Origin of the sequence: Brevundimonas halotolerans (genome assembly GCF_003730275.1) — a bacterium.
Lineage (GTDB): Bacteria > Pseudomonadota > Alphaproteobacteria > Caulobacterales > Caulobacteraceae > Brevundimonas > Brevundimonas halotolerans.
The window spans coordinates 227,913-247,250 of record NZ_QTTA01000010.1 but is presented as its reverse complement, the minus strand read 5'-3'; the positions used below and the strand labels follow the sequence as shown (position 1 = coordinate 247,250).

Genomic DNA, 19,338 nt, shown 5'->3' with positions numbered 1-19,338 from the left:
GAAAGTCCTTTCGTCAAAGATTGAAGCGCGCGGTCCATCCGTCATGGGCAACATCGACATGGGCCGGCAGGCGCGACTTCAGCGACCGATAGTCGAGGTCGAGGTGCAGGTTGGTCAGTAGAGCGTTCGGGACGCCCGTTCGTTCAATCCACTCCAGTGCCCGGTCGACATGGGCGTGGGTCGGATGCGGGGTCCAGCGCAGCGCATCGACGATCCAGAGGTCACTTCCGCGCACGGCGTCCAGCGCCGCCTCATCCATCGCATCCACATCGCTGGAATAGCTGACCGGGCCCAGCCGGTAGCCGACCGAGCGGATCGGTCCGTGCCCCTGATCAAAGGTCACAACCGGGATGCCCCCCCCTGCCCCCTCAACGGTCCAGGGCGTGCCGTGCGGGGGAATGTCCCGCGCCTCCAGCAGCGCCGGATAGCCCTGCTGGTCCATGAAGATATAGGGGAACCGGCTCTCGAGGGCCGCCCGGGTCGGCGTGTCCATCCAGGCCGGAATACGGGCCCGGTTGCGCAGCACGAACACCCTCAGATCATCGATCCCGTGCGTCTGGTCAGCGTGATCGTGGGTATAGAGCACCGCATCGATCCGCTTCAGCCCGGTCATCAGCGCCTGCTCGCGCAGGTCCGGCGACGTGTCGATCAGCGCCGTCGTCTCGCCCTCTGCCCCCGTCAGCCGCGCCAGCATCGAACAGCGCATACGCCGGTTCTTGGGCTCGGCCGGATCACAGGCGCCCCAGTCGCCGTCCCCGCGTGGCACCCCGCCCGACGACCCGCAGCCGAGAATGACTATCTCAAGCTCGCGGCTCATGCGCCCTCCGGTCGGGGGATGCGGTCAAACAAGCCGAAGAAGGCATCCGTCGTGCGCACCTCGGCCTCCTCGCGGCTCCAGCCCCGGATCTCGCCCAGCTTGTCCAGGACATGGCCCACATAGGCCGGCTCGTTCCGCCGCCCCCGGTGCGGGACCGGCGCCAGATACGGACAGTCGGTCTCGACGATGATCCGGTCGCCCGGCATGTCGCGGATGATCGCCCGCACGTCCTCGGCCGCCTTGAAGGTGGCAATGCCCGAGACCGAGAACCAGGCGCCCAATTCTGCTGCCAGTTCCGCCAGTTCTGGGCCACTGGTGTAGCAGTGCATCAACAGCTTGAAGGGTCCAGCCGCCATCTCCTCGCGCAGGATGTCGGCCATCACGCCATCGGCTTCGCGTGTATGGACCACCAGCGGGAGACCCGTCCGGCGCGCAGCCTCAATATGCACGCGAAACACGGCTGCCTGAACCTCACGCGGACTGAGGTCATAGTGGAAGTCCAGCCCACACTCCCCTATTCCGACAACCTTTTCTCGCCCCGCCAGCTCCACCAGACGGTCGACGCTCAGATCCTCATAGTGCCGCGCCTCATGAGGATGCACACCGACCGTACACCAGATGTCGTCATGCGCCATGGCCAAACCGTGGGTGGCGTCAAAGGTCGACAGGCGGTCCGAAATCTCGACCATCATCCCGACCCCGGCCTCGCGCGCCCGGGCGATGACCGCATCGCGGTCCTCGTCGAATTGGGGCGCGTGCAGATTGACGTGGCTGTCGATCAGCATGCGGCGCGGGCCCTTGCCCGGTCCACCTCGGCCATCAGGGTGAACAGCACATCCTGCCGGTCGAGGTTCAGCCCCGCCGTCTGATCCGCTCGCGTCTGGATGCTGGACCACAGCTCGGCCCAGGCATCCGCGCCCGGCCCGCCCGACAGCGCCCGCCCCTTCACGGCGGCAGCCAGCCGATCGAGGATCAGCTCGAACTTCGGCCCGCCATCGGCGCGCTTCAGGCTCTCGGCAACCGGGATCACCGCGCTCATGTCGGCCCCCTGCATCCAGCCGTTGACCAGGGCGTCGATGCCCGCGACCTCATCGCCCGCCAGCGACAGGGCGCGTCCCGGCGATCCCCCCGCCGCCCGCGCGGTCGCCCGGGCCTGCTCGCCCTCCAGCCCCAGCCGATTCTGTAGCAGGGCCGCCAGCCGGTCTTCGCCCCAGATTGGAAAGCTCAGCCGTCGGCACCGCGACCGGATCGTCGGCAGCAGCCGTCCCGGCGCATGGGCCACGAGGAACAGCACCCCCCTCTGTGGCGGTTCCTCAAGAATCTTCAGCAAGGCATTGGCTGCATTGACGTTCAGGTCGTCAGCGCTGTCGACAATTGCCACCCGCCACTGCGACCGGGACGGGCTCTTGGAAAAGAACCCCGGCAGCTCGCGTGCCTGATCGACCGAGATGGTCTTGCGGGCCTTGGTCCCCTCGGTCACCCGCTCCAGCACCATCAGGTCGGGGTGCGACTGGGCCGCGACCAGCTGGTTGGTCGGGTCGTCGGGCGCACTCCCCAGCGGCCCCCGCTGCGGGTCCGGCGCGGCCCCCAACAGCCGTCGCGCGGCGCGATAGGCAAAGCCCGCCTTGCCCACGCCCTCGGGCCCGCACAGCAGCCACCCATGGTGCAGCCGACCGCCGGCCATGGCGTCCACGAACGCTTGCTCGGCCGCCTCATGGCTGACCTCGTCATAGCGATCGCGCGGATGGTCCGTCACGCCGGCACCTTCGGCAGGGGCAGCCGGGCCTCGATCGCATCCCAGACGCGCAGCGCCACGCCATCCTCGGTCCCACGCGCATCGATCACCCGGCACCGGTCCTCATGCTCGGCGGCGATGTCCAGAAAGGTCTGCCGCAGCCGCTCGTGAAACGCCAACCCCTTGGACTCGAACCGCGTCTCGAACAGCCCGCGACCAAAGGCGCGCTCCAGCCCCTCCTCGACCGGCAGGTCAAAGATCAGCGTCAGATCCGGCTGGTCCGCCCCGACCACGGCCTGGTCCAGCGCCTCGATAAAGGTCCGGTCGACCCCGCCGCCGCCGCCCTGATAGGCCCGGCTGGAGTCCGCAAACCGGTCACAGATGACCCAGTGCCCCGCGGCCAGTGCCGGGCGGATGGTACGTTCCAGATGGTCGTTGCGCGCCGCAAACATCAGCAGCACCTCGGTCTGGGGCGACCAGCGCTCGCCCTCGCCATTGACCACCAGTTCACGAATCGCCTCGGCTCCGGCCGATCCGCCGGGCTCCCGCGTCAGCAGGACCTCGAGGCCCCGCGCGCGCAGCCGCTCGGCCAGCCGCCCCGCCTGGGTCGACTTGCCGCTGCCCTCCCCGCCTTCAAAGGTGATGAACCGTCCGCGCGTCATCCGTCCAGAATGGCGACATGCCGGGGCGAAACCAAGCCCGATGCGTCGATTTCAACAGGCGCGACGGTCAGAGCCTCGGCGCTGGCCCCAGATAACGCACCCGCACCCGGCCCACGCCCCTCTGCAGCAGGCCCAGTTCGTTCGCCGCCCCGCGCGACAGGTCGATGATCCGGCCATCCACGAACGGCCCCCGGTCGTTCAGGCGCAGCACCACGGTGCGGCCATTGTCCAGATTGGTCACCTCGACCAGACCGGGCAGGGGCAGGGTCTTGTGCGCCGCTGTCAGGGCATTCTGGTCAAACCGCTCGCCGGTGGCCGTCGGCCGCCCGTCAAAGCCCGGCCCGTACCAGGAGGCCATGCCGACCTCCTCGTAATCCGGGTCCTCGGCCGGATGGTACCAGCGCCCCCGGATCTGATAGGGCCGCATGGTCCCCGACACGATCGGCGCCGGATTGTCGACCCGGACCGAGGCCCCGGACCGCGACCCGCCGGTCAGACCCGTCGCCCGCGCCCCCAGCCGCACCGTACCCGCCGCCAGGTTATAGCCGCCCTCGGCCACATCCCCCGCCAGGCCCGCAGCGGCCCCCACCGTGCCACAGGCCGACAGGCTTAAGCCCGCCAGCACAACCGTCAGAATGCGAACCGCAGATACAGGTGTGGACATGACGCACCGGCCCCGAAATCAATTTGAGGCCGTCAGAATGCCGGCATCATTTTCTTCTTTGGTTAACGCCCCCTCCCCCTGCTATGACGCCGACCCACACCGGGGACAGGTGGCCGAGTGGTTTAAGGCAGCGGTCTTGAAAACCGCCGTAGGTGGAAGCCTACCGTGGGTTCGAATCCCACCCTGTCCGCCATCCATACTAGAACTGCCAGCCTTCGCGCTCCATGAACTCCTCGAGCGTCAGGCAGTCGACACGGAAGTGGCGACAAATGTTCGGGATTTTGGCGGCATTGTCCTTATACAGCTCCATAGTGACCACGCACCGCCCCTCTGACGCGGCCTTGGCCACGATGAATGGGTCTGCGTTGCGTCCGCCCTTCAGGAGCTTCCTCTGCTCGATATTCTGCTGAAAGTGCGCGACCCGGTAGATCTCGGCGACAAAAGCGCCTTCAGAGGCATTTGGAATGTGAAAAAATTCTGATCTGTCCGCCGCCCACACACGGAGGCTTTCTACCGGCCCGTCATCGACCTCGCGCAGGACTTCTCGGGTGGACACGATGTGGCCGTCCCCCACCAAGCCGTCGAAGCGATTCCACAAAGACGGAAAACGTGCCCGGTAGTAGTTCTTGAAGAGCGTGGAAAGCGGCGAGGTGTCGAACACGTACATCAGGCGTTCCCCCGCTCGAAATACGCTTCCAAGGTACCGATGTTCTTCGGCTTCGTGTCGAGGTAGTCGGCGAGCTGGTCTTCATCAATCCGGTTGCGATGGAACTCCCGCAAGGCCAAACCCACATAATCGCGGCCGAGGTATGCCAGCTTGGTCCAGTAGTGATTCCCTCCACTTCCACCCTCTCCGGCACCCCCCTGCCGCTGCCCGTTCCAGCGCTCTACCGCGTGCATATACTGCTGCTCGGTGACCCTGCCCTGGTCCATGAGCTGCCGGAAAACCACCTCTCGGCTTACATGAAATTGGGCCGCGAGCACCTCGGCTGTCGCCTCAGTTGCCTCCCGGCCCGCCATTGCCGCCCTAAAGTCATCTTCCGGGAGCAGAAAGGCCGCAGCGAAACGGTTACAGAGGACCTCGATCTGCTGAGCGTCGACAGCCAGCCGCTGAATGTAGTTGTCGCGGACCTTGTCTATGCCACTGGTGTGGAAGATCAGGTGTGCCAGCTCGTGGAAGTAGGTGAAAATCTGCCGCGTCTTGGTTGAGCTGTTGTTGACGTAGATGACCGGGAACTCGTCATCGTAGAGGCAGAAACCCGAAAACTCCTCGACTCGAAAAGCGTCCTTGAATACAAAAATGCCGACCCTGAGAAGAGCCGCACGCCATTCCTTCAGCGCGGCTTCGTCGTCGCGCCATCCCCGCTGATCATCGACGGACAAGCCGATGTACTCGCGCACTGCCGCAGCCATCGCCTGAATATTCACGTCAGCGGAAAACCTTAAATCTCGGGTGATCAGCCGCTCGGCGGGGTTTCGGTTCTCCGTCAGCTCGGCCAAGCTGAGCTGCATAGCCTTTGCCTTCCGCATGAGGAGACGGATACGGCTCGGGAGCTGTCCCATCTCAGCTTCTGGAAGCGTTCGGAAGGTCTCGTTGATTGCTGGGACATCCGGAGGCTCGGGAAAAAAGAAGACCGCGATTGGGACCTTCAGCAAGGCTGCCAGCTGCTCAAGTTGCGGGTAGGTCGGAGCGGATTCGCCAGCTTCCCACTCGTCCAGTCGCGTGAACTTTTGAAGCGCCTCCTCCCGACTGAGGCCCGCGCGCTCGCGCGCCCATGACAACAGGACAGGGTTGATGGGAATCTGATCGGCCATGCCCCCTCAGCCTACCGCGATGACAGGCGTCTTTCCTATCCTGAATCCGAGGGCAGTTCGACTTCGGTTTACATCAACCTCGAGGACACAGGCACCTCATCTTAAGCCATCCACGCCCCACATCCACGACGCCCGACCCAATCTTCCCGCCTTACCTGTGAGCTGTGGCAGACTCCGCGCTCAACAACAGCGAGGGCATTCATGAAGGGCCGCGCGGTATCGGCATCCAACTCTGACGGTGGGAATTCCAATCCTCCATTTCAGACGGTTCAGATGGTAATTTCCGGGAACGGGCGTGGAGTCTGGACCGTAGACTCCAGGCGCTCGATGGCCCTGAACCCCAATGCACACGGGGCTTTTTGGCTCTATGGAGAAAGGGGAGTCTGTTTTGGTTCCTGACTCCCTTTCAGACTATTCAGACGGTTCAGACGGTCTTTCTCGCACCCACCCGCCGGGGTCGGCAACCGGCCGGCCCTCGGTCCATTGAGCCCCGCATGAGCCAGACAGCTACCCTCCGCGTCCGGGTCATCGACCTGGAGACCGCCGGAAGCAGCCCGTCCGACGTGTGCGAGGTTGGCTGGCAAGATGTCGAGCAGCAGACCGACGGCACCTGGCAGGTCTCGGCCGGCTCACGCGGGGCCCGCTTCGTCGATCCGGGGCGACCGATCTCGCCGGGCACCATGGCGATCCACCATATCCTCGACGAATGGGTTCAAGGCGCCGGCTACTGGCGGGATGTGGCGCCCGCGGTTCTCCGGCCTGATGGTGCTGTGAGTGCCCTGGCCGCCCACCGGGCCAGCTTTGAACAGCGGTTCTGCACCCCCGACCTGACCGGTTCGGCGGACTGGATCTGTACCTGGAAATGCGCCCTGCGGCTGTGGCCGGACCTGCCGCGGTTTTCCAACCAGATGTTACGCTATCTGCGTCGGCCCGAGGGGCTGGACCACGACAAGGGCCTGCCCGCCCACAGGGCCCTGCCCGACGCCTATGTCACCGCCCACCATCTGCGCGACATGCTGAACACCGTGTCGCTGGAGCAGCTGCTGGAGTGGAGCCGCGAGCCCGGCCTGCTGCCCCGTGTGCCGAGTGGCGCGCACCGGGGCCAGCCGTGGTCGTGCCTGAGCGATACGGTGCTGGCGACCCTCGCCCGCGACCGGGACATCGACATTCGCTTCAGCGCCGCGACCGAGATCGGGCGTCGCGGCGGGCAGGCTTCGGTCGGGTCGGGCAAGCCCGCTCAGCCGACCTTGCTCTGACGGACACGAGGAGTGCCTTGCTTTCGCCCGGGTTCCGGCGCATAAGGCGCGGGTCAACATCTCTGCGCAACGCCCTTTTTCTACTTTGCGACGCATCGAGATAAGCCGTTACCTCAGACACGACGGGCCCAGGGAGTGTTTCTCCGGGCCAACGCCAACGGAGGTCTCAACATGGCTACCGGCACTGTTAAATGGTTCAACACCACCAAGGGCTTCGGCTTCATCCAACCCAACGACGGCGGCACGGACGTGTTCGTCCACATCTCGGCCGTCGAGCGTGCGGGCCTCGGCTCTCTGAATGAAGGCCAGACGGTCTCGTACGAGCTGGAGCGCGATCAGCGCAGCGGCAAGACGTCGGCCGGACAACTGCAAGTCCAAGCCTAAACCTCGGTTTTATCCGATGTTTTCGGGGCCCGCCCTCTCTTCGGAGGGGACGGGCCTTTTGCTGTTCAGGGGGTCCGGACCTTGAGGCGAGCGCCCTGGATGGCCTCGACAACGACGCGCGAGCCGATAGCCGGAGAAGCCTCGCCCTCCAGCTCGGCGGCCCACTCGGAGCCCGAGATGAACACCCGGCCCCGCCCGTCCAGAAACGGCGTGATGACCTGGGCCTGCTGTCCGATCAGCCGCGAATCCCGGTCGTTGATGTCGGGCATGTCGACCGGGTTCATCCGCTTGATCAGCCGGTTCGACAGCAGGGTCAGCCCCGCTGTCAGCAGGCCGAAGGCGATGATCTCGACCGCAAAGCCGTAGCGCAGGCCGATGGCCGTCAGCACCGCGACGATCCCGGCCGAAACCGCCGGCCACAGCAGCCACTCGCTCGACAGGGCCGACTCCACGGCCAGCAGTACGAGGCCGAGGCCCAGCCATATCCACCACGGCTGGCTGGCGTGAAGCGAAATGAGCGCGTCCATGTGCGTCTGTCCTGCCGTCAGGTACGGGGCACCGAACCACCCCCGGCGGGGCGGGTCGGCGGGGTGCGCGGCGCGGCGGTCCGCTGCGGTTGCGGCGCGGTCGGCGGCGTGCGGGTCTGCTGCTCGCGGGCCAGGCCGACCAGTTCGCCGACTCCGGCCAGGGTGCCGACCAGGCCCGACATCTCGGCGGGCACGATGACGGTCCGCTGTTGCGGGCTGCGGGCCAGCTCGGCGAACGCCTCCACATACTTCTGGGCGATGAAGTAGTTGATGGCGTTGACGTCGCCGGCTGCGATCGCCTGCGACACCATGGCGGTGGCCTTGGCCTCGGCCTCGGCCTCGCGTTCACGGGCCTCGGCGTCGCGGAAGGCAGCTTCGCGGCGGCCCTCGGCCTCGAGGATGGCCGACTGCTTGGCGCCCTCGGCGCGCGCGATGGCGGCCTGCTTCTCGCCGTCCGCCTCGGTGATGACGGCGCGCCGCTCGCGCTCGGCCTTCATCTGGCGGGCCATGGCATTGGTGATGTCGACCGGCGGGGTCAGGTCCTTGATCTCGATCCGGTTGACCTTGACGCCCCAGGGCTCGGTCGCCGCGTCGATAACCGTCAGCAGGCGGCTGTTGATGCTGTCGCGCTGGAACAGGACCTCGTCCAGCTCCATCGAGCCGATCACGGTCCTGAGGTTGGTCGAGCACAGCTGGGTGATGGCATAGGGCAGGTCCTCAACCCGATAGGCCGCGGCCGAGGCACTCATCACCTGGATGAAGACGATGGCGTCGACCTTCACCATGGCGTTGTCCTTGGTGATGACCTCCTGCTGGGGGACGTCGAGGACCTGCTCCATCATGTTCATACGGCGCCCGATGCGCTCGACGAACGGGGTCAGCAGGCTGATGCCGGGCGACAGGGTCTTGGTGTATTTGCCGAAGCGCTCGACCGTGAACTCCCGGCCCTGCGGCACGATCTTGATCACGCTGAAGAGCAGGATCACCGCAAAGACGACGACCACGATTCCAAAGATATCCAAGATTTGCATCAGCCACGCGTCTCCCTGTGTTTGCGACAGGCTAGGCGGTAAAACGCCGCCCCGCCACAGAAACCGGACAAGGGTGCATCACTCTGCCGCGAGCCGCGCCACCGCCAGCCGGATGACGCGGATCGTCTCAGCCCAGGCGACGTGTTGCTCGACCTCGTCCAGTGGCCAGAAGCGAGCATCAGCAGCGTCGTCTCCGGCAACCGGCTCGCCCGACGTCCAGCGCGCGAGGAAGTCGATCAGCACATAGTGGCGTCCACTCTCGGGGAAAATGCCGTCGACCGCATCGACCAGCGGGCCGAGGTCCGCCTCGACTCCGGTTTCCTCGGCCAGTTCACGCAAGGCGGCGTCGCGCAGGGTCTCTCCGGGCTCGACCCGCCCGCCCGGCAGGCTCCACTCGCCCAGTCGCGGCGGCTGACCCCGTCGAATCAGCAGGACCTGATCGCCGCGCAAGCAGATCACCCCCACGGCCGCGACCGGCGCGCTCATCGGAGGACAGTCGGTCGATGGCAGATCAGTCATCCGCCCTTTTCCCCGGCCCCGGCATCTGAGACAAGCGGATATGGCTGTCCCCTCCCCCCAGGCCCTCTCCAAGCTGAAAGCCGCCCTTGGTCCCAAGGGGTGGAGCGAGGATGCCGATACCCTCGCCCCCTATCTGCGAGAATGGCGGGATCGCTGGCAGGGCCACACCCCCCTGTTGCTGCAGCCGGGCTCGACAGCCGAGGTTGCTGCCGTGGTCGCCATCTGTGCGCGGCATCGGGTGGCGATCACCCCCCAGGGCGGCAACACGGGCCTGGTCGGCGGCCAGATCCCGATGGGCGAGGTCCTGCTGACCACCCGCCGTCTGCGCGCCATTCGAGACGTCAGCCCTCTCGATGACGCCTTGACGGTCGAAGCGGGGGTGACCCTGCACGAAGCCCAGCAGGCAGCACTGGCGGTCCAGCGGCGCTTTCCGCTCAGCCTCGCGTCCGAGGGTACGGCGACCGTCGGCGGGGTGCTGTCGACCAATGCGGGCGGCACGTCGGTGCTGCGCTACGGCATGGCGCGCAACCTGGTGCTGGGCATCGAGGCCGTTCTGGCCGACGGGCGCGTGTTCAACGGGCTGAAGCGACTGCGCAAGGACAACACGGGCTATGATCTGAAACAGCTGCTGATCGGGGCCGAGGGGACGTTGGGCATCATCACAGCCGCGACCCTGAAGCTGTCGCCGGTTCTGCGGGGGCGGGCCACGGCCATGGTTGGGCTGGACACGCCGCAGCAGGCGGTCGCACTGCTCGCCCGCGCGAAGGCCGAGTCGGGCGGCGGCGTTGAGGCTTTCGAACTGATGAAGCGGCTCGGCACCGAGTTGGTCCTGAAATGGATCCCCGACACACGTGAACCGCTGGAGAGCGCTCCGCCCTGGTCGGTGCTGATCGAGCTGGGCTCGGGCGATGCCGACACAGCTCCTGCGGCGCTGGAACGGCTGCTGGCCGGGGCCTTCGAGGATGGCCTGATCCAGGATGCCGCCATAGCTGCTAACCAGACCCAGGCTGCGGCCTTCTGGCGGCTGCGGGAGGAACAGTCGGCAGGGCTGAAGCCCGAGGGCGGCGGCTGGAAGCACGACGTCTCCGTGCCCGTCTCGCAGATTGCAGACTTCATCGAGGAGGCCTCGGCAGCCGTCGAGGCCTTTGAGCCCGGCGCCCGGATCAGCGTCTTCGGCCACGTCGGCGACGGCAATCTTCATTATGACGTCCTGTGTCCCGAAGGCGCGGACCTGAAAGCGTTTCTGGCCCGCTGGGAAGCCGGGTCGCGGATCGTCCACGACATCGTCGCGCGCTATGACGGCTCGATATCGGCCGAGCATGGCCTGGGGCGGCTGAAGACCGACGAGGCACGCCGCTACAAATCGGAGGTCGAACTGGATGCCATGCGCGCGGTTCGCAAGGCGCTGGACCCGCTGGGGACCCTCAACCCCGGCGTCCTGTTCTGAACCCCTGCGACGGACTGCCGCCGGTTTCATTCCCGGACGAACCTGACTAAGTCAGCCCCCGTCAAAGGGAGACCCGATGTGCTGATGATCCTGTCTCCGGCCAAGCGGCTGGACTTCTCAGACCCCGCAACCGACGTGCCCGCGACGGCGCACCGGATGACCGATGACGTCCGCAGCCTGTCGGTGACGGCGCGGCGCCAGACCCAGGCCGATCTGCGGCGGCTGATGGGTATCTCGGCCGATCTGGCGAAGCTGAATCAGGTTCGGTTCAAGGCCTTTGACCCCGACAGTGAAGACGGCCTGCAGGCCGCGCTCGCCTTCGCCGGCGATGTCTATCAGGGCCTGGACGCCCGCAGCCTTGCCGCAGACGATCTGGGCTGGGCGCAGGATCACCTGCGCATCCTGTCGGGGCTGTACGGCCTGCTGCGGCCGCTGGACCGGATCCAGCCCTATCGGCTTGAGATGGGCACGCGGCTGAAGACCCGCCGGGGGTCGAGCCTTTACGACTTCTGGGGCGACCGGATCTCCAAGGCCCTCAACGCCGATGCCGAGGGCCATGCTGATCCGACCCTCGTCAATCTGGCCAGCCAGGAGTATTTCGGTGCCGTGGACGCCAAGGCGCTGAAGCTGCCGGTTGTCAACATCCACTTCCGCGAAGAGAAGGACGGCGAAAGCCGGATCATCTCCTTCTTTGCCAAGAAGGCGCGCGGCACGATGGCGCGCTACGCCATCGAAAATCGCATCGACCGGGCCGAGGATCTCAAGGCCTTTGACCGCGACGGCTATGGCTTTCAGGCCAGCCCGTCGACCGAGAACGACTGGATATTCACCCGAACAGGAAATTCCTGACATCGCCGCGTGGCGCACCGCAGCATCACCCGCTATAGATCACGCCACGTTTCACTCACGAATAGGCATTCGATGTTCCAGTGGCCCAAGCGCGGTGACAAGGCAGAGTCCGAACAGGCCCGCCCGCGCGACATGAATGACCTGCGCGGCCAGGTCGCGGTGATCACGGGGTCGACCTCCGGGATTGGGCTGGCTCTGGCCCGGGCTGTGGCTGCGCGCGGCGGCGATGTGGTGCTGAACGGTCTGGGTGACCCGTCCGAGATCGAGCGCAATCGCGCCGAGATGGAGGCCGCCTGTGGCGTGCGCGTCCGCTATCACGGGGCCGACATGCGTCACGGCGAAGAGGTCGCCGACATGGTGGCCTTTGCCAAGCACGAGTTGGGACGGCTGGACATTCTGGTCAACAACGCCGGCGTCCAGCACGTCGAGGCCATCGAGAAATTTCCCGCCGACAAGTGGGAACAGATCCTCGCCATCAACCTGTCGTCGGCCTTCTATGCCACGCGGGCGGCGGTGCCGATCATGAAGGCCCAGGGCCGCGGCCGGATCATCAATGTCGCCTCGGCTCACGGTCTGGTGGCCAGCCCCTTCAAGTCCGCCTATGTCGCCGCCAAGCACGGCGTGATCGGCCTGACCAAGACCGTCGGGCTGGAACTGGCGCGCGAGGGGATCACCTGCAACGCCATCTGCCCCGGCTTTGTCGAGACGCCAATCGTCGACAAGCAGATCGCCGATCAGGCCCGCACCCACGGCATCTCAAAGGACCGCGTGCTGGAAGAGATCATCCTCAAATCCCAGCCGACCAAGCGGTTCGTGACGACCGATGAACTGGTCGGCATCTTCCTCTATCTGGTCTCCGACCTCGGGGCGTCCGCCAACGGCACCGCCTTCTCGATCGACGGTGGCTGGACGGCGCATTAGGCCGGATGGCGCGCAAGGCCCCTCCTCCGCCGGTCTGCCTGGCCCTGCAGGGCGGAGGCTCGCATGGGGCCTTCCAGTGGGGTGTGCTGGACCGGTTGCTGGAGACTGAGGCGCTGGATTACCGCGCCGTGACCTGCGCCTCGGCCGGTGCCATGAACGCCGCCGCCCTGATTTCCGGTCTCGAGGCTGGAGGCTTCGACGGGGCCCGGAAGGCGTTAGACAAGCTGTGGCGCGAGATCAATCTGTCCGGTGGCCGCAACGTCTTTGGCGACAGCTCGATCTGGAGCGCAACCTTCAGCCCGGCCTGGATGAAGGATACGCCCCTGTGGCGGTCGGCCGAAAGCCTGGCCATGACCATGTCGCCCTATCAATTCAATCCGTTCAACCTCAATCCTCTTCGACGAGTTCTGGGCGCGGTCGTCGATTTCGAGGCGGTCCGGGGATCTGACATCCAGCTGTTCGTGGCCACGACGGCGGTCAAACAGGGCCGCGTTCGTCTGTTCGACAATGCCGAACTGACCGCGGATGTGCTGCTGGCCTCGGCCTGTCTGCCGCACCTGTTCCAGGCGGTCGAGATCGAGGGCGAGCCCTATTGGGACGGGGGCTATCTGGCCAATCCGCCGCTGTGGCCGCTGTTCTATGCCTCGACCCCCGATGATATCCTGCTGCTGCCGCTCAACCCGTTCCAGCGGGACGAGACGCCCCGGGACGCCGATGTGATCATGGATCGTCTGAACGAGATCGTCTTCAACGCCCCGCTGGTGGCCGAACTGCGGGCCGTCGCCTTCGTTCAGGACCTGATTGAGGCCGGGCGGCTGAACCAGACCGGCGACGACGGCTATCGCAAGCTGCGGATGCACGCCATCGAGGCTGACACCCATCTGTCGGACCTGCCGCTACGGTCGAAATTCGACACGGAATGGACCTTCCTCAACCGGCTGAAGGACAAGGGCCGGGCAGCGGCGGACGTCTGGATCAGCGACTGTCTGGCCCACGTCGGCAGGACGCCCAGCGTCGATCTCAAGGCTCGTTTCCTCTAACCGACGAACCCTGCAGCCCGGCGCAAGCGGTCGTTGATGGCTTCACCCAGCCCCGTGTCGGGAATCGGCGACACGGCAATCCCGGTTGGATGCTCACGGTCGGCCTCGCGCAACAGGCGGAACAGGCGCGCAGCCGCCTCGGTCAGATCGCCTGAGGGACTGAGGCTCCAGCGCGGATCGCCGACGCCGGGGCCGAAGCCCAGCAGGATCTCGCCCGGAGCGGCATCTGCGGCCTCGATCCGGACCGGCGCGTCGGGCGCATAGTGCAGGGTCAGTCGCCCGGGCGACCGGTGCCCCTCGCCCGCGTCGGCCTCCAGCGGCCCAATCACGGCCTCGATCCCGGCGCGCGTGACACTGCCGGGGCGTAACAGGCGCGGACGATCCCCCAGCAGGGAGACGACGGTACTCTCCAGCCCGACCTCACAGTCCCCACCGTCCAGCGTCACCGCAGCGGACGGTCCGGTCTCCTCCACGGCGTCGGCAAAGGTCGTGGGGCTGGGGCGGCCAGAGCGGTTGGCCGACGGGGCCACGACAGGGCCGCCAGACGCGCCGATGACCGCACGCGCCAGCGGATGGGCGGGCAGCCGCACCGCCACACTGTCCAGCCCCGCCCGTGCGAGATCACAGACCGGACCGTCGGGCAGGGCCTGCAGCACCAGCGTCAGCGGACCGGGCCAGAAGCGGGCGGCGAGGGCCTCGGCCATCGGGGTCATTTGGCCCACCCGCGCGGCCGCTTCGACGCTGTCGACATGGGCGATCAGGGGGTTGAAGCGTGGGCGGCCCTTGGCGGCAAAGATGCGGGCCACGGCCTCGGCATTGCCGGCGTCGGCGGCCAGCCCGTAGACGGTCTCGGTCGGCAACAGCACAAGCTCGCCGCGCGACAGGGCCGCCGCGGCCTCCGCGACCCGATCACTCACGGGCGGCGGGGAATGAAGGGCAGCATCCGGTGCAGCACATTGTCACGGTCGACGAAGTGGTGCTTGAGCGCCCCGAGGATATGCATCGCCAACAGGACGTACAGCAGCTTGGCGCCCATTTCGTGGGCATCCATGAACTGCCCCGCGACCTCGCGCCCGCCGGAGATCGGCAGCAGCGGCCAGTTGAACAGGCCGAAGAAGTCGATGTCGCGACCTGCGGCCGAGGATGCGGCCCACCCGCCGAGCGGCATGCTGATCAGCACCAGATAGAACAGCACATGCGTGCCGCGGGCCAGCAGGGCTTGCCATTTCGGCATCTCCGCCGGCAGCGGAATGGCAGGATTGGCGATCCGCCAGCCCAGCCTCACCAGCGTCAGCACCAGAATCGACAACCCCACAGCCTTGTGAAGCATGACGAAGGACCGGCTGAGATCGCCCTCGGTGGCGTCATGCGCCATGATCAGGGCGATCTGACCGATCACCATCAGGGCGATCAGCCAGTGCAGGATCAGGGACACCTGCGAGTATCGGTTCCGGGGCTCAGCCATGACTTCCCTTCCGTGACGGCAGTGGAGCAAACTTGGCAAATGAAGCGATCCCGGCCAAGTGTCGGCGCAATCGTATCGCTACCTGTTCGATCAAGGGAGTCCCAATGAGTTACCGCGCCCCGCTTCGCGACCTGGGTTTCACCCTGAAGCACGTCCTCGGCCTTGAGGACCTTCAGGCCACCGGGGCCTATCCCGACCTTGACGCCGATGTGGTCGATGCTGTGCTCGAGGCCGCCGGTCAGGTCTCCGAGGGCACGCTGGCGCCCCTGAACGTGTCCGGGGACCGCGCGGGCTCGAAGCTGGAAGGCGACGGGGTGATTCCCGCGCCGGGCTTTGGCGAGGCCTATCGCACCTTCATCGAGGGGGGCTGGATGGGGCTGGCCGCCCCGACGGCGCACGGCGGTCAGGGCCTGCCCAAGGCGCTGGAGCTGGCCGCGTTCGAGACCGTGCACTCGGCCAATATGGCCTTTGGCCTGTGTCCCATGCTGTCGCTGGCGGCCATCGAGGCGCTGGAGGCCCACGGCACCGAGGCCCAGAAGACCACCTATCTCGAAAAGCTGATCTCCGGCGAATGGACCGGGGCCATGGTCCTGACCGAGCCCAATGCCGGCTCGGACCTCGGCGCCCTGACGGCCACAGCAACGCCCAAGGGCGACGGCACCTACAGCCTCAACGGCCAGAAAATCTACATCACCTGGGGCGACCACGACATGACGGACAATATCGTCCACATGGTCCTCGCCCGCCTGCCCGACGCCCCCCTGGGCCCCAAGGGCATCAGCCTGTTCCTGGCGCCCAAATACCTGCTGAACGCCGACGGCTCGCGGGGCGAACGCAACGCCTTCCGCCCGGTCGGGGTCGAACACAAGCTGGGCATCCACGCCTCGCCCACCTGTGTCATGGCCTATGAAGGCGCCACCGCCGAACTGGTCGGCCTTCCCAATGAGGGGCTGGCCCATATGTTCACCATGATGAACGCCGCCCGCGTGGCCGTGGGCGTCGAGGGTGTGGGCATCGCCGAGCGCGCCTATCAGAACGCCCTGGCCTATGCCACGGACCGCCGTCAGGGCCGGTCGGTCTGGACCGGCGAGGCCTCGGCCCCGATCCTTGACCACCCCGATGTGCGCCGCACCCTGTCGGTCATGAAGGCCCGGATCGCCGCCGGGCGCGCTATCTGTCTGGCGACCGGCATGGCCGCCGATCTGGCCCGTAGCTCGGCCGATCCGGATGTCGCCCGCCAGTGGAAGGGCCGCGAGGACCTGCTGACGCCGATCGCCAAGGCCTGGTCAACCGACATGGGGGTCGAGGTCGCCTCGATGGGCATCCAGATCCACGGCGGCATGGGCTTCATCGAGGAGACGGGCGCGGCCCAATACTACCGCGATGCCCGCATCGCCCCGATCTATGAGGGCACCAATGGCATCCAGGCCATGGATCTGGTTGGCCGCAAGCTGTCGCAGGACGGTGGGGCCTCGGCGCGCCTGCTGATAGAGGAGATGAAGACGGTCCTGACTCCTCTTGCGGCCCTCTATGACGGCAAGCCGGTCGAGCGGATGGCCAACGCCTTGTCGGCAGTCGAGGACGCCACCCTGTGGCTGCTGGATCGCAAGGCGGCCGAAGATGGCACCGCCGATGTACTGACTGCGGCCGACGCCTATCTGAAGCTGATGGGCGACGTGATCGGTGGCTGGTTCCTGGCCCGGGGCGCGCTGGCGGCCCAGACGCTCAAGGCCAATGGCGAGGGGGACGCCGACTGGCTGGACGGCCGCATCGCACTTTACGAGGTCTATGCCGCCAATGTGCTCGGCCATGTGTCGAGCCGTCTGGCCGCCATTGGTCAGGGCGGCGACCTGCTGCTGCGCATGACCCCGGCGGTTCTGGCCCCCTGAACCCCATCATGGCCGTTAGTTCATTTGACGCCCCGGCGCGGCGCGGATCATGGTGCCGCATTCCGATTTCCGCCCTTCTCTGGAGCCTGTCATGAACCGTCGGCAGATGATCGCGTCCACCGCCGCCACCGCCCTTGCGGCCGCCGCCTCCCCGACCCTTGCCCGCTCTGCGAAAGGCGCCCTCTCCAACATGCCCGTCCCCCCCGTCGCCAAGAAGATCCCGGTCACCATCGAACAGCTGGGCCGCGTCCGGGTCGACGACTATCAGTGGATGAAGGACGACAACTGGCAGGCCGTGCTGCGCGATCCGACCCTGATCAAGGCCGACGTCAAGGAGCACCTGACCGCCGAGAACGCTTACCGCGAGGCCATGATGGCCTCGACCCTCCCGCTCCAGGCCGCGATGTTCGAGGAGATGAAGGGCCGGATCAAGGAAGCGGACAGCTCGGTCCCCGAACCGGACGGCTACTGGGAGTATTACGTCGAATACCTAGAGGGCGACCAGCACCCTCGCTACATGCGAAAGGGGCGTGTCCCTCCCTTCAACATAGATGGCATCCGGCTCACGTCTGTGCGGGTGCTTCATGGTCCTGAGCTTCTCCTCGATGCCAATACGCTCGCCGAGGGCAAGGCCTACTCCGATGTCGGTCAGGCGACCCACAGCCCCGACCACGCCCTGTTCGGCTATTCGGAGGACGCACAGGGGTCCGAGGTCTACCGCATCTACGTCAAGGATCTGGCGACCGGCGAACTGGTGGGCGAGCCGATTGAGTCCGCCTCGGGCGGCCTGACCTTCTCGCCGGACAGCCAGTGGATCTTCTGGACCAACCGCAACGACAACGGCCGCCCGGACAAGATCTTCCGCCGCCCGGCACGCGGCGGCGACATCACCCTGGTCTATGAGGAAGAGGACGAGGGCATGTTCATCGGCGTCGGGCGCACGTCCGATGACCGCTTCATGATCGTGGGCATCGGCAATCAGGAAACCTCCGAGACCCGCTACATTCCCGCCGACGACATCACCGCCACGCCGCGAGTCGTTGAGCCGCGCGAGGTCGCCCGCAAGTATGACGCCGACCACTGGGGTGATCGCTGGGTCATTCACACCAATGCCGACGACTCGATCGACTTCAAGGTCTGTGAGGCGCCGACCGGATCGCCGGGCAAGGCCAACTGGACCGACCTGATCCCCCACACGCCGGGCCGCTACATCGAGGGCATCTCGCTGGTGAAGGACTTCATCGCCCGCCAGGAGCGCGCCGATGCCAACACCCGGATCGTGATCCGCGACCGCGCGGGCGCCGAGCATGAGATCGCCGTCGACGAGCCCGCCTATGCGCTCAATCTGGCCGGGGCGTCCGAGTTCGACACCACGGTCATGCGCTATGGCTACAACTCGCCGTCCACGCCGACGTCGACCTATGACTATGATCTGGCGACGCGCGAGCGGACCCTGCGCAAGGTTCAGGAAATCCCTTCTGGCCACAACGCCGCTGACTACGTCGTCGAGCGGCTGAATGCCCCGGCCAGTGACGGACAGCTGGTGCCCGTCACTATCGTGCGCCGCAAGACGACGCCGGTGAACGGCTCGGCGCCGCTGTTGCTCTACGGCTATGGCTCCTATGGCATCCCCATGTCGGCCAGCTTCTCCACCAACCGGCTTTCGCTCGTGGACCGGGGCTGGATCTATGCCATCGCGCACATCCGGGGCGGTTCGGACAAGGGCTGGGGCTGGTTCCTCGACGCTCGCCGCTTCACCAAGAAGAACACCTTCACCGACTTCATCGCGGCGGCCGAGCACCTGATCTCGACCGGACACGGCAAGGCCGGGCACATCGTGGCCCAGGGCGGATCGGCTGGCGGTCTGCTGATGGGCGCGGTCAACAACATGCGGCCCGACCTGTGGGCGGGGGTGATCGGCCAGGTGCCGTTCGTCGATGTGATCAACACCATGAGCGACGTCAGCCTGCCGTTGACCCCGCCCGAATGGCCCGAGTGGGGCAATCCGCTCGAGGATGCCGAAGCCTACGACTACATCGCCAGCTACAGCCCCTATGACAACATCGAGGCCAAGGCCTATCCGGCCGTGCTGGCTACCGGTGGCCTGTCAGACCCCCGCGTGACCTATTGGGAGCCCGAGAAGTGGGTCGCCCGCCTGCGCCCCGCCACGACCTCTGGCAAGCCGGTGCTGCTCAAGATCAATATGGAGGCCGGCCATGCCGGATCATCGGGGCGCTTCGATTATCTGAAGGAAGTCGCCCACGACTATGCCTTCGCTATCTGGGCAATCGACAAGGGCTGGGAAGCGGCATGAGAG

The 19,338-nt window shown here is 66.4% G+C and carries 20 protein-coding genes and 1 tRNA gene; 9 read left to right on the top strand and 12 right to left on the bottom strand.

The window, feature by feature from the left end; all coding sequences use genetic code 11:
- Window positions 1–13: 13 nt before the first annotated feature.
- The 5 genes from EG854_RS04655 to EG854_RS13440 form a co-directional block, all read right to left on the bottom strand.
- The gene (locus tag EG854_RS04655) at window positions 14–817 is read right to left on the bottom strand and encodes an MBL fold metallo-hydrolase (protein WP_123286550.1); all 804 of its coding nucleotides are present in this window, start codon (window positions 815–817) and stop codon (window positions 14–16) included.
- Entirely contained in the window at window positions 814–1,602 is a 789-nt protein-coding gene (locus EG854_RS04650) for a TatD family hydrolase (RefSeq protein ID WP_123286549.1), read from the bottom strand. Before EG854_RS04650 ends, EG854_RS04655 begins: the two co-directional genes overlap by 4 nt.
- A complete protein-coding gene (locus EG854_RS04645; protein WP_123286548.1) occupies window positions 1,596–2,573 on the bottom strand; it encodes a DNA polymerase III subunit delta' in 978 nt (325 codons plus the stop codon). Before EG854_RS04645 ends, EG854_RS04650 begins: the two co-directional genes overlap by 7 nt.
- A complete protein-coding gene (gene tmk, locus EG854_RS04640) occupies window positions 2,570–3,214 on the bottom strand; it encodes a dTMP kinase (RefSeq protein ID WP_123286547.1) in 645 nt (214 codons plus the stop codon). The genes EG854_RS04645 and tmk overlap by 4 nt, the downstream gene beginning before the upstream one ends.
- 67 nt (window positions 3,215–3,281) lie before the next feature.
- Complete coding sequence (locus EG854_RS13440; protein ID WP_375782287.1) at window positions 3,282–3,878, bottom strand: septal ring lytic transglycosylase RlpA family protein; 597 nt, start codon at window positions 3,876–3,878, stop codon at window positions 3,282–3,284.
- Between the two features lie 103 nt (window positions 3,879–3,981).
- Between EG854_RS13440 and EG854_RS04630 the strand changes: the two genes are divergently transcribed.
- Window positions 3,982–4,071, top strand: a tRNA-Ser gene (locus EG854_RS04630).
- A 6-nt stretch (window positions 4,072–4,077) separates the two neighbouring features.
- Here the strand turns inward: EG854_RS04630 and EG854_RS04625 are convergent.
- Window positions 4,078–4,545: a PIN domain-containing protein gene (locus EG854_RS04625; protein WP_123286546.1), complete on the bottom strand. Its 468-nt coding sequence runs from the start codon at window positions 4,543–4,545 to the stop codon at window positions 4,078–4,080.
- Window positions 4,545–5,693, bottom strand: coding sequence for an ImmA/IrrE family metallo-endopeptidase (locus tag EG854_RS04620; RefSeq protein ID WP_123286545.1), 1,149 nt, complete (start codon window positions 5,691–5,693; stop codon window positions 4,545–4,547). Before EG854_RS04620 ends, EG854_RS04625 begins: the two co-directional genes overlap by 1 nt.
- A 494-nt stretch (window positions 5,694–6,187) precedes the next feature.
- On the opposite strand from EG854_RS04620, the gene EG854_RS04615 reads away from it, so the two are divergent.
- Together EG854_RS04615 and EG854_RS04610 are read left to right on the top strand one after the other, a co-directional pair.
- Window positions 6,188–6,949, top strand: a complete 762-nt coding sequence (locus EG854_RS04615; RefSeq protein ID WP_123286544.1) for a DNA polymerase III subunit epsilon — start codon at window positions 6,188–6,190, stop codon at window positions 6,947–6,949.
- A gap of 171 nt (window positions 6,950–7,120) precedes the next feature.
- Entirely contained in the window at window positions 7,121–7,333 is a 213-nt protein-coding gene (locus tag EG854_RS04610) for a cold-shock protein (protein WP_123286543.1), read from the top strand.
- Window positions 7,334–7,398: 65 nt separating this feature from the next.
- On the opposite strand, the gene EG854_RS04605 is transcribed toward EG854_RS04610, so the two are convergent.
- From EG854_RS04605 to EG854_RS04595, 3 genes are all read right to left on the bottom strand, one after another.
- Complete coding sequence (locus EG854_RS04605; RefSeq protein ID WP_123286542.1) at window positions 7,399–7,860, bottom strand: NfeD family protein; 462 nt, start codon at window positions 7,858–7,860, stop codon at window positions 7,399–7,401.
- A 17-nt stretch (window positions 7,861–7,877) separates the two neighbouring features.
- Window positions 7,878–8,876 carry an SPFH domain-containing protein gene (locus tag EG854_RS04600; protein ID WP_164461882.1) on the bottom strand — a complete coding sequence of 333 codons (999 nt, stop codon included), beginning with the start codon at window positions 8,874–8,876 and terminating at the stop codon, window positions 7,878–7,880.
- Between the two features lie 93 nt (window positions 8,877–8,969).
- Window positions 8,970–9,410, bottom strand: coding sequence for an NUDIX hydrolase (locus EG854_RS04595; protein ID WP_375782286.1), 441 nt, complete (start codon window positions 9,408–9,410; stop codon window positions 8,970–8,972).
- A gap of 40 nt (window positions 9,411–9,450) precedes the next feature.
- Here EG854_RS04595 and EG854_RS04590 point away from each other — a divergent pair, with 40 nt between their 5' ends.
- From EG854_RS04590 to EG854_RS04575, 4 genes are all read left to right on the top strand, one after another.
- Window positions 9,451–10,857, top strand: coding sequence for an FAD-binding oxidoreductase (locus tag EG854_RS04590; protein ID WP_123286539.1), 1,407 nt, complete (start codon window positions 9,451–9,453; stop codon window positions 10,855–10,857).
- Window positions 10,858–10,935: 78 nt separating this feature from the next.
- Complete coding sequence (gene yaaA, locus EG854_RS04585) at window positions 10,936–11,706, top strand: peroxide stress protein YaaA (protein WP_123286538.1); 771 nt, start codon at window positions 10,936–10,938, stop codon at window positions 11,704–11,706.
- A 132-nt stretch (window positions 11,707–11,838) separates the two neighbouring features.
- A complete protein-coding gene (locus EG854_RS04580; protein WP_123286866.1) occupies window positions 11,839–12,627 on the top strand; it encodes a 3-hydroxybutyrate dehydrogenase in 789 nt (262 codons plus the stop codon).
- 5 nt (window positions 12,628–12,632) lie between these two features.
- Window positions 12,633–13,667, top strand: a complete 1,035-nt coding sequence (locus EG854_RS04575) for a patatin-like phospholipase family protein (RefSeq protein ID WP_123286537.1) — start codon at window positions 12,633–12,635, stop codon at window positions 13,665–13,667.
- Here the strand turns inward: EG854_RS04575 and EG854_RS04570 are convergent.
- Window positions 13,664–14,584 carry an L-threonylcarbamoyladenylate synthase gene (locus EG854_RS04570; protein ID WP_123286536.1) on the bottom strand — a complete coding sequence of 307 codons (921 nt, stop codon included), beginning with the start codon at window positions 14,582–14,584 and terminating at the stop codon, window positions 13,664–13,666. The genes EG854_RS04575 and EG854_RS04570 overlap by 4 nt on opposite strands.
- Window positions 14,581–15,132: a cytochrome b gene (locus EG854_RS04565; RefSeq protein ID WP_123286535.1), complete on the bottom strand. Its 552-nt coding sequence runs from the start codon at window positions 15,130–15,132 to the stop codon at window positions 14,581–14,583. Before EG854_RS04565 ends, EG854_RS04570 begins: the two co-directional genes overlap by 4 nt.
- A 104-nt stretch (window positions 15,133–15,236) precedes the next feature.
- Between EG854_RS04565 and EG854_RS04560 the strand changes: the two genes are divergently transcribed.
- The gene (locus tag EG854_RS04560; RefSeq protein WP_123286534.1) at window positions 15,237–17,021 is read left to right on the top strand and encodes an acyl-CoA dehydrogenase; all 1,785 of its coding nucleotides are present in this window, start codon (window positions 15,237–15,239) and stop codon (window positions 17,019–17,021) included.
- Window positions 17,022–17,112: 91 nt separating this feature from the next.
- On the top strand, window positions 17,113–19,335 hold the full coding sequence (locus EG854_RS04555) for a S9 family peptidase (protein ID WP_123286533.1): 2,223 nt from the start codon (window positions 17,113–17,115) through the stop codon (window positions 19,333–19,335).
- Window positions 19,336–19,338 lie beyond the last annotated feature (3 nt).

What these genes read in the sequence shown, in the direction of transcription:
- tmk (WP_123286547.1), bottom strand. Translation starts at nt 3,214, where the DNA reads ATGACGCGCGGACGGTTCATCACCTTTGAAGGCGGGGAGGGCAGCGGC.
- EG854_RS04610 (WP_123286543.1), top strand. Translation starts at nt 7,121, where the DNA reads ATGGCTACCGGCACTGTTAAATGGTTCAACACCACCAAGGGCTTCGGC.
- EG854_RS04625 (WP_123286546.1), bottom strand. Translation starts at nt 4,545, where the DNA reads ATGTACGTGTTCGACACCTCGCCGCTTTCCACGCTCTTCAAGAACTAC.
- EG854_RS04575 (WP_123286537.1), top strand. Translation starts at nt 12,633, where the DNA reads ATGGCGCGCAAGGCCCCTCCTCCGCCGGTCTGCCTGGCCCTGCAGGGC.
- EG854_RS04590 (WP_123286539.1), top strand. Translation starts at nt 9,451, where the DNA reads ATGGCTGTCCCCTCCCCCCAGGCCCTCTCCAAGCTGAAAGCCGCCCTT.
- EG854_RS04595 (WP_375782286.1), bottom strand. Translation starts at nt 9,410, where the DNA reads ATGACTGATCTGCCATCGACCGACTGTCCTCCGATGAGCGCGCCGGTC.
- EG854_RS04555 (WP_123286533.1), top strand. Translation starts at nt 17,113, where the DNA reads ATGAACCGTCGGCAGATGATCGCGTCCACCGCCGCCACCGCCCTTGCG.
- EG854_RS04560 (WP_123286534.1), top strand. Translation starts at nt 15,237, where the DNA reads ATGAGTTACCGCGCCCCGCTTCGCGACCTGGGTTTCACCCTGAAGCAC.
- EG854_RS04620 (WP_123286545.1), bottom strand. Translation starts at nt 5,693, where the DNA reads ATGGCCGATCAGATTCCCATCAACCCTGTCCTGTTGTCATGGGCGCGC.
- EG854_RS13440 (WP_375782287.1), bottom strand. Translation starts at nt 3,878, where the DNA reads ATGTCCACACCTGTATCTGCGGTTCGCATTCTGACGGTTGTGCTGGCG.
- EG854_RS04580 (WP_123286866.1), top strand. Translation starts at nt 11,839, where the DNA reads ATGAATGACCTGCGCGGCCAGGTCGCGGTGATCACGGGGTCGACCTCC.
- EG854_RS04605 (WP_123286542.1), bottom strand. Translation starts at nt 7,860, where the DNA reads ATGGACGCGCTCATTTCGCTTCACGCCAGCCAGCCGTGGTGGATATGG.
- EG854_RS04655 (WP_123286550.1), bottom strand. Translation starts at nt 817, where the DNA reads ATGAGCCGCGAGCTTGAGATAGTCATTCTCGGCTGCGGGTCGTCGGGC.
- EG854_RS04565 (WP_123286535.1), bottom strand. Translation starts at nt 15,132, where the DNA reads ATGGCTGAGCCCCGGAACCGATACTCGCAGGTGTCCCTGATCCTGCAC.
- EG854_RS04650 (WP_123286549.1), bottom strand. Translation starts at nt 1,602, where the DNA reads ATGCTGATCGACAGCCACGTCAATCTGCACGCGCCCCAATTCGACGAG.
- EG854_RS04615 (WP_123286544.1), top strand. Translation starts at nt 6,188, where the DNA reads ATGAGCCAGACAGCTACCCTCCGCGTCCGGGTCATCGACCTGGAGACC.